We start from the raw sequence: 14,270 nt of genomic DNA on the forward strand, positions 1-14,270 counted from the left end.
CAGTATCTATCGTCTCTCAACTTAATAAAAAGATGCGGCCTTCTGCACCACCGACTGCATCGGCAGCTGGTAAGGACACTTCTCTTCGCAAAGCGGTTTCTCTTTGCATGGATCATGGTCTGCACAGCCTATTATTCTATCCTTTTGTCTTTGGAAAAATCCGTCACCCTTCGGCAGCAACCCGAATTTCTCTCTGAATCTACTTGCAATCATCACATCTGGTATTGAGATTTCGAGCGGGCATGAACAATAATTGCAGCGTCTGCAATCGTGTTGACCTAGCTCTATAGCCAATTGTTCCAGCTCCTGGCGCTCCTCGTCTCCTACTTCCTGCTCCTGTGCAGCCAAGTTCTCTTGCACTTCCTTGATGCTCACCATCCCAGAGATCGTCACATGCACGTCTTGACTGTATGGATAGCGAATGGCACGATCAACCGGTTGAATGAACCCGCCGGACAAAGGCTTCATCGCCACTTTCATTAAATCCATCTCCGTCGCTTTGGGAATCAGCTCATCAAGTGCAAACGGCTGTGCCAAATTGAGATGAAACAATATCTGCGAAAATTGTCCTTTGGCGATCCATTTCGCAAGTAAATCCGGACGGTGTCCGGAAATGCCGATAAATCGCACTTTCCCTTCCCGCTGAGCCTCAAGAGCAGCTTCATAGGCACCACCAATATCCATCGCTTTCTTAAACTCACTCACATAGTTCACGTAGTGAATTTGCAGTAGATCTACATGGTCTGTTTTCATACGAACCAAGCTTCGTTCAATCTCTGCTTTCGCCGTCTCGTAATCACGTGCCCCTGTCTTCGTCGCTAGAAAATACTCCTGTCTGCGATGGGAGATGCATTCGCCGATAATTTCCTCACTATTCCGGTATGCTGCTGCCGTATCGATATAATTAATGCCGTGATCTAAGGCGTAGTTCAATGCTTCTCTTGCTTGTTCTAGAGGTACACCTGGAAGATTCATAGCACCAAATCCAAGTGATGAAACGTTGTAACCGGATTTACCGAAAGTTGAATATCTCAAACCCAAAATCTCCCTCCAACTAAGAAAATCAATCATAATTGCGCTTACAACTATTGTAATACAACTCGGTCCTAGATTCCATGAAGTAGGTAATTGTAACCGCTATCACAAAATTAAAACCAGCAATCGCACTTTGCTAGCCATAAATGTATTGACAATGAAAGTGATAATCATTATCATTCTAAACAGATTCATGATTTTGATAATCATTCTCAGTTGTTGGAAGGGGTCATTATGCGTAAATTATTTTTACAAATTCATCTATGGATAAGTTTGCTTCTAGGCTTATTCATTGTTGTCATCTGTACGACAGGCAGTCTGCTTGTCATTGAAAATGATGTTGAGAAATGGCTACATCCACAGCTTTATAAACCTACGCCCGGTCATGCCCTGCTGCTCGACGTTCAGCAGAGTGTGGAGCAAGCTTTTCCAGGGTTCAAAATGGATCGAATCGATCTTCCAACAGGAGATGGTCTTTATCAGGTAAGACTATCCAAAGATGTGAATGGCAAAGCTTCGACGCAAAATGTTTACGTTGATCCAGGTTCCGCCCATGTACTTGGGCCTGTAGGACCTAATAGAAATGTCTTCTTTACGAAGGTTCTGCAAATACATCGTTATTTACTTGCTCAGGATGTACTTGGTAAAGCTAATGCTTCCATCATCGTCGGCTTCATAGGTATTGGTCTCATCATCATTCTAGTCACAGGTGCTTATCTATGGTGGCCCGGCCTTCGCAAATTCGCTCTTGGCTTCCGAATTATTCGAAACAAAGGTAAGCTTGCCCTGAATCTAGGTCTACATAAAACAGTAGGTATTGTAACCATTCCTTTCCTTCTCGTATTCGCCCTCACAGGTACGGCATATCAACTTGATAAATATGTGCTTGGATGGTTCGGATTGTCGACCAAAACCGAAGTAGCCACCTCTTGGAGCAAAACTACAAAGATGAACGGTTCACCGCTTTCGGTTGACACCATCGTTCAAAATGCGCTAGAACGATTTCCTAACCATAAGCTGATCCGAATTCAATTGCCCACAAAGCCTGATCAAACTTATCAGTTAGCAATGAAAGAAGGCTATAGTCCGAGTGGTTCCAGCAATGTGAATGTCTATGAAGACCCTTATACCGGCGAAATTTTAGGTAAAACCAACCCAAATGCTCCGATGGCGTTTTACAGTGCTTGGAAAAGAGGTTTGCATTTCGCAGCTTGGGGTGGTGCACCTGTAAGAATTGGGAGCTTCCTCATGGGTATGATGCCCTTGCTCCTCATGATTACAGGTTTGGTCATTTGGCAATTCAAAGCCAGAGCGCGCCGAAGAAGTAAAAGCTCTTCCCGTATCAACACATCTCCGCCACAAGCAATGGCTCCCACGATGAGTTCTGCCGAATAAAACATACATAAACACCCTAGGCAGCGCTTCACGTAAAAAGTGAAGTATACCTAGGGTGTTTATCTAAGGTTTTTATGTATCGTTCTAAGTTGTATATGTACTTGTTCTATTCTTTTAACTCCTGCTAATCCTTGTTATCATCGTGGTTTTTTGAGTCTTTGTTCCGATCACTCCAGCTCCAAGGGAAAATGGTGCTTCTATCATCTGATTTTGGTTTCTGCGATTGCTTGTCAGATGGTTTATCCGTTGGTTTGCTTGAGCTTGTTGGCTTACCGGAAGGTTTTTCAGTAGGCTTTGGCGTTGATGTCGCTCTAGGTTTTGAGGATGATTCTTTCTTCGAATCATCCTCATTGTCATCATCCGAGCGGTTCGGTTTAGGCGATGATTTGTTGTCATTATTACGATCATTGCCATTTTTATCGTTCTTATTATCGTTTTTGTTGTTGTTCTTGTTGTCATTCTTATTATTATTGTCGTTCCTGTCATTTTTCGAAGACGGTGTTGGTTTCACCGTAGCCTTGCCATTATTACCGTTCTTCCCATTGTTATTTTTATCGTTCTTATCATTTTTATCGTTGTTCTTGTCTTTGGACGATTTCTCATCCTGAATTTGCTGAATTTTCTCGCTGAGCTTCCCGGATTTTTCATCTGCGATTAGCCTTTGCAGAGACGATTTATCAATCGGTTTATTCGGCTTAACTAATTTATCAATTCCGCCGTTATCCTTCGCGAGTTGATGAATCGACACCGTTTTGATGTCGTCGAGAGATACTTTCGCACCATTGTCTACCGCATTTAAATAGATCGCGTACTTCCCGGCCGATACACCGTTGGCCTTCGCCTCTTGTCTTACTTCCTGCGGGGCGGCGAACGCGGTCACTTCATAATTTTTCACTTGATCCGGATGAGTTTGCTCGATATGCTTACTGACCTGAGCTTTCAGCTTTGTGGCAATCTCCTGATCATTCACATCCGTTTTTTGTTCTACAATCGTTGAGCTGATAATGATATCTCCTTCACCTCTAGCAAGTGCTCCCTGCTCGGCTTTGTCTAAAATATCAGATGTGACAGCTTCTAACGACTTCCCCTTATAGACTAACGCTTGAATGAGATCAACACCATCAGAATTTAACCCAATTAAATCCTGTACAACTTCATCATTATCAATTCCTATTTCTACACTAGGATTGATATCAATGGTTACGTAGGCAACCACTTGACCACCCGGAACGCTTCCTGTCAACGTTGATACTAAGACAAAGCATAGTACGATTGCCGCTGCCAGTCCCGATACAATTGCCATTTGCGGTACACGCATTCGCCGCTTTACGGGCGCGTATAATATCTCTTCCCCAACTTCACAATTTCGCGTTCCCCTCGGAAGCTTATCGAACCGACCCTCTGGATTCATGACAATAATGGAGCTGTCGCTTATTTCCATTACGATTCCCTTGTTCATGCGCTGTTCTTCCTTTCTTTATGCTTTCCTCATTCTCGAATATGCAAATAATCTCGCAAGTAAGGGTAGGGTCCGTTAAAAATAAGAGCTATCGCAATCAAATACTTACGGTTTCGCTCCAATGTTTTCCGGGAAACCTGGACTTGCTCCAGCAGCTCTTTAATCGGCAGCTGCCGTTTCGTCAGAAGAGTACGCATAAGCTCTGCATCCTGTGCTAGCGTGCGGCCGATACCGAACAGCATTTGCCGGGAATCGTCGTGTTTAGGGGATGCTTCTGTCAATTCAGAGAAATCGATATCAAAATCACTTAAACATCGGCTAAAATCCATAATTTCACTTCGCCGTTCTTCAAGTCCCTTTTGCTTTTCATAAGCTTCGATAGCTTGATGAACCTCAATTGGATTGAGTAGGTTATCTTCATCATCTTCTTGATCGAACGAGCTGTAAGGAATCTGTCCTTTGAAACGCTGTTCTTTGCGTAAGAAATCAATTAATCTCCTCCGCATGACCGTTTCTGCGAAGCCTAGGAAAGACCTCCCCATAACGGAAGAATACTGATTAATCGCTTCATTAAACGCTGCTAATGCGATACTGAATTCGTCATCTCGTGCAGGGTCGATATATCGCTTGCAGAACCTACTCGTAACTTTTGCCACATAGGGCTGGTAGTCAGCAATAAATTGGTTCCTAAGTCGTAGGTCTCCTGCTTGAATTTGATGTATGGTTACCTCTAGGGAAGAGGCATGCGGTTCACTTTGTCCATGGGATTCCTTCTTTCCAAGGAACTTTTTGAATAGTACCAGTAGCACCGTTCCACCTCACAGTATAGTAGTTTCGTCTCTATGTATAACAATTCGGGGGGTACAATTATATGCATACACAAATAAAAAGTAAATTTATTATACCATAGATGTCCAATTGGGCACCTAATGGCAAATAAAACCTAATGCACGGTTTCATTTTGACCATGAATCCTATACAATTAAAGGCATGGGAGGTGTTTCATTTGGAACCCGGCAATCACTTTGGCAAGTTTCTCGAGACGTTACGAGGTAAATTGTCCTTGCGTAAAGTTGCAAGTAAAAGCGGCTTGTCTCATGCCTATATTAGGGATCTAGAGCTCGGTCGTAATCGTACCACGAATGACGTCATCAAGCCATCCCCTGACACTTTGAGAAAGCTATCACAAGCATACCAATATCCTTACACAGATTTACTTATAAAAGCAGGTTATTTAGAAGAAGCTGCGTCTTCGCAAACTTCTTTTCAAATCCATTTAGATAACGTTTGGTATGTTGAGTTTGGTATCAAATCGATACAATATGTTTCGCCTGATGGGATCATGGAAGAGAACGTAGAATCTCTTGTGGCGTTCACGAGTTTCATAGAAGCATTAACGGATCACCATTTTGTGAAACTGGACATGCATCTATTCGTCAATCTGAACAAAATAAAAAAGTATGCCCCCTCAGAAGGCAAACTTTATTTTAATGACTATGAAGAAGGTCCTAGTGTCACCATCGCCGCTATGCCGCAAAAGAAATATCACCAGATTCTTCTTGAGTATGAGGCTCGCAATACAGGGTTTGTTGTGGATGCTGAATCTAGCCCCCGGCATTCATCTTTGAAAGCCAAGTTCCTTACCTAGCATGACGTAGATGAAGAGCACAGTCGCCATACTTAGCATTTGGATCGGCATCAGCGCGCTTAGCACGCTATCCGGATAAGAATGACGGTATGTGATGCCAATAATAACAACAACAATGAAGAGATAGAAGCCTGCATTTTCCCTAGTAAGCGGAATTCTCGTATAATTCGAGAGAAAAGTAAATCCGAGCCGAAGTTTATGAATAGCAAGAAGAACGCCGCATTTCGCGATAATAGTCAAAAGTAATATCAAATTAGTCGTTAACGAGTCATCTTTGATATCTGTATAAGCAGCGAAATCGGTTAAATCACAACAAAAGAGAACAATCGTAGATACGATGACCGACAGAATATATCCGGATAATGCCATAATTAAAGCCGGTACTAGGCTAAATTTCCAAACCATCATAAGCAGCGCACAAATAATACAAACGTATAATAAAGGCCAATTGTCAAAATAAGCGACCATCGTTCCTGCGAGTGCAGCGAGCGTTATTTGTATCCAATAGGGTTTCACTCTTTGTCTGAATAGTAATAATGCGAATAAAATCATAGGTACAAAATCAATGCAGGTTAGGATAAATTTCACCCATGTAAACAAATACGCGTTCCCTCATTTCTATGCCTTCTCTTAAGCAGCCTACCAATGAATCCACACTTAGAACTATACAAGATAACCGTTCTTTTGCCTTCAAAGTGGACTAAGTTGGCTGTTTCTGAGCATAAGTTGACAGGATGCAATGAGCCATGGGTGAGAGGATTGGAGTGCGATGAACGTATGGGACACCGTTTCACAGTGGCCATCGTGGAAGATAACTATTGGGCAGGCAAATTACTCGAAAGTTATTGCCAGCAATGTGGATTGAGAGTCATCTCCATCATTTCGGAAGGCGAACAGCTCATACAAGTATACGATCAGCTTCAGCCTGACATTATGCTAGTGGACATAGGATTGGAAGGGAAATTAGATGGCATCACGATGGTTCAGTCTTTGCGAAGCGCTGGCTATCGGCAGAAAGTCATTATGGTTAGCGGAACGACGAATATTGACCATGTTTTGACAAGCTTTCATGACCTAGGATCTCTCTACTTCCTGTCCAAGCCAGTAATGCTGCCAAAGTTTCAAGCGGCTATTCGGAAGGCCATCGCGGAGATACAGCTAGAACGCAGTCAATTGGAAGAAGCCCCAAAGCCTAGAACGACAACATGGATTACTGTCAAAAATCAAAAATCAGAATTGCCTATTTCCGAAGATTCCATCCTCTTCATTGAGAAGGAAGAGAAGAGATTGACCAGGATCCATCTCATGAATGGAGCACATATGGAATCCAGCACGAATTTAACGGATATACTGGCACAGAGCTCTCCTCATATGTTCAGTCCATTCAAAGGTTTTCTGGTCAACTTGCGTCATGTGGTATCGTATGTAAAAGAAAGTGGATTCCCCACTTCGAGAAGATTTCTAATCCATTTGAACCATACGCCCGTTAAAGTTCCACTAAGCAGGAATCTACAAAAGGATTTTGCGAAGCTTCTGCAGGAACTTCAATAAACACCAAGTGCTTACCATATAGATGAGCTAGGGATGAGTCTAACAAAAAAAGAAGACGTTATGGGCACAAATAGACCCGAACCGTCTTCTTTTTTTATCGAATTCTTAGGGATTTCTTAAGGATTTCTTACAAGTCCGGCACCTACCATTATGCTCGCGGAACGTAGAGACCCTATTTTGCTCGAAATCGCTTATTTCCCGTTTTCGCGGAACGAGGAGCCGTTATTTCCCGTTTTCGAAGTGTAAAAACCGCAAAAACACCAAAATAGCGCTCCTACGTTCCACATACCAGCTCCGTATCGGCATAATCGCTGAAATAGCGGCTCCTCGTTCCCCGCCAGCCTAGACTAAATTAGGGTAGCAAGCCTAAGTGTGCTTGGAGGTTTTTTTGTTTTTCAGTTTATCTCGGCGTACACTCAGCATTTTCAATCGTTTCTTCAGTTGATCTTCCCATTCATTATCGCCAATTGATTTCGCAACCCCAAGCAGATCAAGGGCCATATCAATTTGAGAGCGTACTATATCTAAGGGCTCTTCGCCCTCATGGTTGACACAATTATCATGCAAAAGATGATCTTTACCATCTACATATTCCGTAAAATCCACTTCAGGAGCGCCGTCTCCATGCGCATATTCCGCTAGTATCTCGTATTCGTTCTCCACCAGATAATGAACTTCAATGCGGTGACATACCGGGCAAAAAAGAATGGGTACATTGTGAATTTGTGTGCGAATGTGCTTCAAGGTACCTTTCGTTCCAATCATACTGGCTCCACAACAAAAACTCATGGATATCCCTCCCTTAGAGCTTTCCGTAAGGAAAGCCTGCATCTTAAGCATAAACTTTTTAACCCGGATTAGTCCAATATATTCGCTGGAAAAGTGTGAAATTCCTTTTTTTTAGATCAGCTAGATTTTAGCAATCTACGCATATTTTTCTTTGGAAAAGCGAATGCTTTTACAGTGAAAAGGTAGTAAATAGCAATTAGAAAAGAGGAATTCACCTTGAAGGCATTACCTATCGCAGGGTTCGAGGTTCCGGATCGATATCACAAGGACATACTCCATCTTATGATAGTGGACGCACATTCGCTCTATGTATATTGGGAAATCAGCGATAGGCGGAGATGGCTTGTTTCTCAGCATTTTGAGTGCGGCTATGAGTCAATGCCCAAAGTGATACGTTTGTACGATGTGACCAGCCTATATTTCAATGGCAGTAATGCACATGGATACTGGGATGTAACAACGACGTCTGAAGCTAACAACTGGTATCTTCACCATCTAAGTGCAGGCCGCACTTACCTTGCAGATATTGGTACCTACACTTGGGAGCGCGAGTTCATTCCTCTTCTTCGTTCCAATTGTGTTGCCACACCTAAAGATACCGAAACCAAATGGGGAGAACCGGTGCAAACGACTGTACCAGAAGCCGAAGCTGAACGAATTAACAATCGAATCAAACCCTATTTTTTTGAAAATATACAAGCCTATTCTCCCTATGTGAGGTGACGTTATCTCTTGATCAATCGCATCAAACCGAAGCCAGAACTCAAGGGATATTTCATTCTCGTGCTGCATGCTCACCTTCCTTATATTCGTCATCAGAACCATAACGATAATTTGGAAGAACAATGGTTCTACCAAGCCATGACAGAAACGTATCTCCCCCTACTTGAAGTCATGAATCGTCTGACTAGCGATAAGATAGATTTCCGCATAACTTTCTCTATAACCCCGACTATCTTGTCCCTGTTCAGCAATCCATACTTGCAAGACAACTATCACGCTTACCTTAGTAAGCTTATTGGGCTAGCAGATAAGGAACAGGTTCGGTTACAAAAAAATCCTTCTCTTCTTCGTCTGGCGGCTCATTATGCCGAACGATTCCGTGAGCTTCAGAAGCTTTATGAAAGCTGCCAGGGAAACGTCATTGCGACATTCAAACACTATCAAGATTTAGGTCGTATTGAAATTGTTACATCGGCCGCTACGCATGGATTTCTTCCTCTGATGAAAACAGAAGAGGCCATAAAAGCACAGATAATGACCGCTGTTCGGGACTATGAGCGTTATTTCGATCAAAGACCACGCGGCATCTGGTTACCTGAATGTGGCTATACGCCTGGTATTGACCGCATTATGAAGCAGGCTGGGATCCAATATTTTTTCACCGATTCCTCTGCTATCGCGTTCGCTTCACCCCAGCCCTCTCGAGAATTGGCAGCTCCGCTCATGACCCCCTATGGGGTCACCGCCTTTCCTCGTGACCCGGAATCGACGAATCAAGTATGGAATGCCGAGAACGGCTACCCAGGAGACTTCAACTACCGTGAATACTACAGTGACATCGGGCAGGATACGGGGATTAAATATGATCGCAACACAGGCAAAGGCAGTCATAAGGAGCCTTATCAACCAGATCTGGCTTTAGCAAAAGCTGCTGAACATGCCGATCATTTTCTATTAAATCGCCAAAAGCAAGCTGCTCATTGGGAACGCTGGCTGGATCGCAAACCCCTCATCGTATCACCCTATGATGCGGAGCTTTTTGGCCATTGGTGGTATGAAGGCCCGCACTTTCTTGAACAGCTCTGTCGCAAAATGTTTCTCGATCAGCAAACGATTAAGATGATTACACCTAGTGAATATCTAGAGGATTATCCAGCGGCTGCTGTCGGAAATTTGAACGAATCTAGTTGGGGCCGTAACCACTCCGCCGAAATATGGCTGCAGGGACATAACGACTGGATATATCGTCATCTGCATCAAGCTGAAGAACGTATGATCGAGCTTGCAACGAAACATGAGCATCTCTCTCGCCATGGTAAGTTAAGCGCCAGCGTTCTGAAACGGGCTTTGAATCAAGCTGCAAGAGAATTCATGCTAGCTCAAAGCAGTGATTGGGCGTTCATGATGGACGCGCAGAGTGACATCGACCATGCCATTCGCCGAACGAAGGATCATCTAGGCTGCTTCCACCATCTCTGTGATCAGGTCGATCGGGAACAGGTTGATGAGGCATTGCTTTCCGATTTAGAGGAGAAAGACAACTGCTTTCCAGATATCCAATTTCAAGATTACGTAAGCATAGAGCAGCTTTCCCCTATCCCTATTATTCCAAACTTGAAGGAATGGGAAACCTTACTGGAGGAAACCAAACACCGTCCGAACATATTCATGCTGACTTGGGAATACCCGCCCAAGCATGTTGGAGGCTTATCAAGAGCCGTCCATGAGCTATCGGAAGCTCTTGTCGCTCATGAGGAAATCGTGCATATCATCACAACCTCCTACGATGGTGCGCCTAGTTTCGAGAAGATGAATGGCGTTTACGTGCATAGGCTCCCTATTCACCATTCCGGTGATACTCACTTTTACCACTGGACGTTCGAAATGAATCTTGCCATGATCGATCATCTTGTCCGATGGAAAGAGAACGGCGGGCGAATCGACCTTTTGCATGCGCATGATTGGATGGTTGCTTATACGGCAAGAGAAATAAAGACCAGCTACGGCATCCCTTTAGTAGCCACGATTCATGCAACAGAATGGGGACGAAATCAAGGAAATCTATATTCCGACCTGCAGCGTAAGATTCATCATTTGGAATGGCAGCTGACTTATGAGGCTAACCGTGTCTTTGTGTGCAGCTCCTATATGAAAGAGGAAGTTGGTCGTATATTTAACCTTCCGTCCGATAAAGTGAGTGTACATCCGAATGGCATTCGGACTCCAAAACCAAACATAAAGACAATGAATCGACCTGATTTCGTGGCAAAACAAGATAAGGTCATTTTCTTCATTGGAAGGCTTGTTTATGAGAAAGGCATCCAAATCTTGCTGGAAGCCCTGCCGAAAATCATCTCACAAGTTCCACAGGCTAAACTCATTATCGCAGGCTCTGGGCCTATGGAAAGTGAGCTGCGCGCCCAGGCTGCTTTTTTGGGAGATCGGGTCTTATTTACCGGCTTTGTTGATGATGCTTATCGCACACAGCTTTATCAATCTACGGATGTTTGTGTGATTCCGAGCTTGTACGAACCTTTTGGTATTGTGGCGCTGGAAGCCATGGCCAATCGGAAACCTCTGGTACTCTCCGATACAGGCGGTTTAGCTGAAATTATTAGGCATGGTGTGGACGGCTATAAAGCTCTCCCAGGTCATGTCGATTCATTAGCCTGGCACATTACGGATATGCTGCTGCAGCCAAAGCAAGCCGCCAAAATGGCTGATAGCGCCTACCAACTGCTGCAACAGCACTACCAATGGAGCCATATCGCTCAAAATATCCAGAATGAGTACCAGAAGCTTACCCACTATCAACCTGTCATTCAGGTTAAAGCAACAATTTAGACTTACTTAGTTACTATCAACCAGCCATTTAGGTCAAAATACAATCTAAAGTTAATGCTTACGATGCCAGTTTTCTTACGAAAACTCTAAGGAGGTACCACAATGAAGGCTGTCATTATGGCCGGAGGCAAAGGAACCCGACTTCGTCCCCTTACTTGTCATCTCCCCAAGCCCATGGTGCCTCTTCTCGGTAGGCCCTGCATGGCCTATATCATTGAACTGCTCCAAAATCACGGCATTCAGGACATTGCAGTCACTATGCAATATAAACCGGAAGTGATACGCGACTATTTTGGCAATGGGCAAGCATTTGGCGTCAATCTTCATTATTTTGAAGAAACTAGTCCCTTAGGTACAGCTGGGAGTGTCAAACATGCGCACGAGTTTCTTGACGATACTTTTATTGTTATTAGCGGGGACGCATTAACGGATTTCGATTTGCAGCAAGCACTCGCTTTTCATAAAGAAAAGCAAGCCAAAGCTACGTTAATCCTGACTCGTGTCAGCCATCCTTTGGAATATGGTGTTGTGATCACCAATGAAGAGGGGCAAATTACTCGTTTTCTGGAAAAACCAAGCTGGAGTGAAGTGTTCAGTGACACGGTAAACACAGGTATTTATATTTTGGAGCCTGAGATGCTGGAACGCATACCGCTAGGGCAAGAATTTGATTTCAGCCAGCAGCTTTTCCCTGCCTTGCTCGAAGAAAACAATGGGCTCTATGGATTTATCAGCTCCGGTTATTGGACGGATATCGGCAACCTGCAGCAGTATCGTCAAACCCAGTTTGACATGCTAGATGGAAAAGTGAAGCTCGACATTCACGGAACACAGATCCGTCCCGGTGTCTTCATCGCAGATGATGTAGAAACAAGCGCTACTGCTCGTGTGATCGGACCCGCTTTTATTGGGAAAGGAAGCAGGCTGGAAGATGAAGTAGAAATCGGCGAATACTGCATCATCGGGCAAAACAATCGACTCTCCAAAGGGAGTAGATTAACGCGAAGCGTACTGTGGGATCACAACCATATTGCTGAGCACAACGAATTGGCCGGTTCCACACTGACTAGTCGGATTATTTGCAAAGAGGCATCCTATTTGGGGGATGGCTCCGTAGTCGGCAATCATGTGGTCATTGGTACGAAAAGCCGCATTGAACCAAACGTGAAAATTTGGCCTTATAAACAAATTCGTGATAAGACCCGGCTTCATACCTCCTATATTTGGGGAGATCATGCAACCAAAACGTTATTCAAGACTAGCGGTGTCAGTGGTATTCCTAATCTAGATCTAACACCGGAATTAGTCGCTAAATTCGCCACAGCATATGGAGCAACCTTGGCCTCCGGCAAAACGCTTATGGTAAGCTGTGCTCCCCATACGTTCACTCGTTTATTAAAGCGAACACTGACAGCTAGCCTGCAGTCCGTTGGAACGCATGTCGTTGATTTGGGGGATTGCTTTGCACCTGCATCTATCTTTGCTATTCGTCATTTGGGTGCTGCGGGTGGAATCCATCTCGAGTGGTCCGGCAAAGAGAACGATGTCTGCAGTCTGATCTGTTTGGATGCGGAAGGACTGCCTATTCCGAAATCAGCAGAGCGTAAAGTAGAAAACAGTTTTTGGCAAGAGGATTATGGGCGGGCCTCTATGAAGAAGATTGGCAGCTACAAAGAAGAAGTGCACTGGTTGCAAACATATATACATGCTTTGGCCCAAGAAATCGCATATGAACGTGATCCTCTGTCTGTATCCCCTCTTCGGATCGTCATTGAAGCGAGTTCTTGGCTTCAGCCTTTCATTGTTCCATTTTTCGAAAAACTGGGGGTTGAAGCTATCCATGTTACATCTACAAGCAGGCAGGATCCGCTTCACGATTTTATCCCGCTCTCTGGTGCGAGTTTCGGTTTACGTGTCCACGATGATGGACGAACCATGCAGTTAATAACGGAAAAAGGCGAGCTCGTAGACAGCGATTTACAAACTGTTTTCCTCTATCTGTGTTACCTGCACAGCCGTCCAGGAGCAACCATTGGAGCTCCCGTCAGTGCACCACAGCTTCTAGAAAGCATGGCCGAGGGGCTTGGCGGGAAGATCGTTCGTACGAAAGAATGGTCACGAGCCGTCATGGAAGCTACACAAGAAGCGAGGATCCATCCCTTGTTCGATTCTCTCTTTGCCATCGGATTGGTGATTTTGCATCTGGATAGAACCGGCATTCCGCTCTCGGAGCTGCTTTCCTTGTTTCCTAGCTTTCATCTTCTTCGTGAACGTGTCGATTGTCCTTGGAATTCCAAAGGAGAGGTTATGCGGAGCATGATGGAACGGACGAAAGATGTACCTGTTGATCTCATTGATGGCATTAAGTTTTATCATGAGAATGGGTGGGTCCTGCTGCTACCTGATGCCGATGATCCTGTGTTTCAGCTCGTCGCACAATCGGCGGATCCTGAGCTTGCAGAGCAGCTTGTCCATTCCTATCGTGGACACATTCTAAACGCACTTGTGTAAGCATAATTATAGTATAGATGTATCCGATACGTGGTTCCGAAGCTTATGATGAAGGGGAGAGCGGCGTGAATATGATTCCAAGCGTTTCTAGACAGATCGCTTTTGTGCAGTATGATGATCAATCCTCCAGCATGACAGTGCAATATCATACCGGTTTCAAAGCATCTTATACCAATGTAAAGCAAGATGAATACCTCTTGATATTTGCGTCGGTGAATCGGTACGATTCCTTAATGAGACTTACGGAAAACCGGTACATGGAAGGGCAAAATCCAACCAAGTAAAGGATATACATGTGATCTCCCCCTTTTACAT

12 protein-coding genes are annotated in these 14,270 nt (G+C 44.2%); 7 read left to right on the top strand and 5 right to left on the bottom strand.

The genetic code is table 11. The features are described from left to right. Nucleotides 1–21: 21 nt before the first annotated feature. A complete protein-coding gene (locus NYR53_RS28600) occupies nucleotides 22–1,035 on the bottom strand; it encodes an aldo/keto reductase (protein WP_261302456.1) in 1,014 nt (337 codons plus the stop codon). A gap of 234 nt (nucleotides 1,036–1,269) precedes the next feature. Between NYR53_RS28600 and NYR53_RS28605 the strand changes: the two genes are divergently transcribed. Continuing rightward, entirely contained in the window at nucleotides 1,270–2,430 is a 1,161-nt protein-coding gene (locus NYR53_RS28605; RefSeq protein ID WP_261302457.1) for a PepSY-associated TM helix domain-containing protein, read from the top strand. Between the two features lie 124 nt (nucleotides 2,431–2,554). Here the strand turns inward: NYR53_RS28605 and NYR53_RS28610 are convergent, their stop codons facing one another. Continuing rightward, complete coding sequence (locus NYR53_RS28610; RefSeq protein ID WP_261302458.1) at nucleotides 2,555–3,889, bottom strand: anti-sigma factor domain-containing protein; 1,335 nt, start codon at nucleotides 3,887–3,889, stop codon at nucleotides 2,555–2,557. A 29-nt stretch (nucleotides 3,890–3,918) separates the two neighbouring features. After that, nucleotides 3,919–4,698 carry an RNA polymerase sigma factor SigI gene (gene sigI, locus NYR53_RS28615; RefSeq protein ID WP_261302459.1) on the bottom strand — a complete coding sequence of 260 codons (780 nt, stop codon included), beginning with the start codon at nucleotides 4,696–4,698 and terminating at the stop codon, nucleotides 3,919–3,921. 197 nt (nucleotides 4,699–4,895) lie between these two features. On the opposite strand from sigI, the gene NYR53_RS28620 reads away from it, so the two are divergent. Continuing rightward, the gene (locus NYR53_RS28620; RefSeq protein ID WP_261302460.1) at nucleotides 4,896–5,537 is read left to right on the top strand and encodes a helix-turn-helix domain-containing protein; all 642 of its coding nucleotides are present in this window, start codon (nucleotides 4,896–4,898) and stop codon (nucleotides 5,535–5,537) included. Here NYR53_RS28620 and NYR53_RS28625 read toward each other — a convergent pair. Next, nucleotides 5,508–6,089 carry a hypothetical protein gene (locus tag NYR53_RS28625; protein WP_261302461.1) on the bottom strand — a complete coding sequence of 194 codons (582 nt, stop codon included), beginning with the start codon at nucleotides 6,087–6,089 and terminating at the stop codon, nucleotides 5,508–5,510. The genes NYR53_RS28620 and NYR53_RS28625 overlap by 30 nt on opposite strands. A gap of 93 nt (nucleotides 6,090–6,182) precedes the next feature. On the opposite strand from NYR53_RS28625, the gene NYR53_RS28630 reads away from it, so the two are divergent. Next, nucleotides 6,183–7,088 carry a LytR/AlgR family response regulator transcription factor gene (locus NYR53_RS28630; protein ID WP_261302462.1) on the top strand — a complete coding sequence of 302 codons (906 nt, stop codon included), beginning with the start codon at nucleotides 6,183–6,185 and terminating at the stop codon, nucleotides 7,086–7,088. Between the two features lie 366 nt (nucleotides 7,089–7,454). Here the strand turns inward: NYR53_RS28630 and NYR53_RS28635 are convergent, their stop codons facing one another. Continuing rightward, nucleotides 7,455–7,877, bottom strand: coding sequence for a hypothetical protein (locus NYR53_RS28635; RefSeq protein ID WP_261302463.1), 423 nt, complete (start codon nucleotides 7,875–7,877; stop codon nucleotides 7,455–7,457). 216 nt (nucleotides 7,878–8,093) lie between these two features. Between NYR53_RS28635 and NYR53_RS28640 the strand changes: the two genes are divergently transcribed. From NYR53_RS28640 to NYR53_RS28655, 4 genes are all read left to right on the top strand, one after another. Further along, entirely contained in the window at nucleotides 8,094–8,600 is a 507-nt protein-coding gene (locus tag NYR53_RS28640; protein ID WP_261302464.1) for a DUF4912 domain-containing protein, read from the top strand. Nucleotides 8,601–8,609: 9 nt separating this feature from the next. Next, nucleotides 8,610–11,444, top strand: coding sequence for a 1,4-alpha-glucan branching protein domain-containing protein (locus tag NYR53_RS28645; protein ID WP_261302465.1), 2,835 nt, complete (start codon nucleotides 8,610–8,612; stop codon nucleotides 11,442–11,444). A 102-nt stretch (nucleotides 11,445–11,546) separates the two neighbouring features. Next, nucleotides 11,547–13,955 (top strand): sugar phosphate nucleotidyltransferase, encoded by a 2,409-nt coding sequence (locus tag NYR53_RS28650; protein WP_261302466.1) that lies wholly within the window; start codon nucleotides 11,547–11,549, stop codon nucleotides 13,953–13,955. Between the two features lie 17 nt (nucleotides 13,956–13,972). Beyond that, on the top strand, nucleotides 13,973–14,239 hold the full coding sequence (locus tag NYR53_RS28655) for a hypothetical protein (RefSeq protein WP_261302467.1): 267 nt from the start codon (nucleotides 13,973–13,975) through the stop codon (nucleotides 14,237–14,239). Nucleotides 14,240–14,270 lie beyond the last annotated feature (31 nt).

The sequence above is a fragment of the Paenibacillus andongensis genome (genome assembly GCF_025369935.1).
In the GTDB taxonomy this organism is placed as follows: Bacteria; Bacillota; Bacilli; order Paenibacillales; family NBRC-103111; genus Paenibacillus_E; species Paenibacillus_E andongensis.

Coding starts and splice junctions, on each gene's coding strand:
- NYR53_RS28650 (WP_261302466.1), top strand. CDS start 11,547: ATGAAGGCTGTCATTATGGCCGGAGGCAAAGGAACCCGACTTCGTCCC.
- NYR53_RS28655 (WP_261302467.1), top strand. CDS start 13,973: ATGTATCCGATACGTGGTTCCGAAGCTTATGATGAAGGGGAGAGCGGC.
- NYR53_RS28635 (WP_261302463.1), bottom strand. CDS start 7,877: ATGAGTTTTTGTTGTGGAGCCAGTATGATTGGAACGAAAGGTACCTTG.
- NYR53_RS28610 (WP_261302458.1), bottom strand. CDS start 3,889: ATGAACAAGGGAATCGTAATGGAAATAAGCGACAGCTCCATTATTGTC.
- NYR53_RS28630 (WP_261302462.1), top strand. CDS start 6,183: ATGAATCCACACTTAGAACTATACAAGATAACCGTTCTTTTGCCTTCA.
- NYR53_RS28625 (WP_261302461.1), bottom strand. CDS start 6,089: ATGATTTTATTCGCATTATTACTATTCAGACAAAGAGTGAAACCCTAT.
- NYR53_RS28605 (WP_261302457.1), top strand. CDS start 1,270: ATGCGTAAATTATTTTTACAAATTCATCTATGGATAAGTTTGCTTCTA.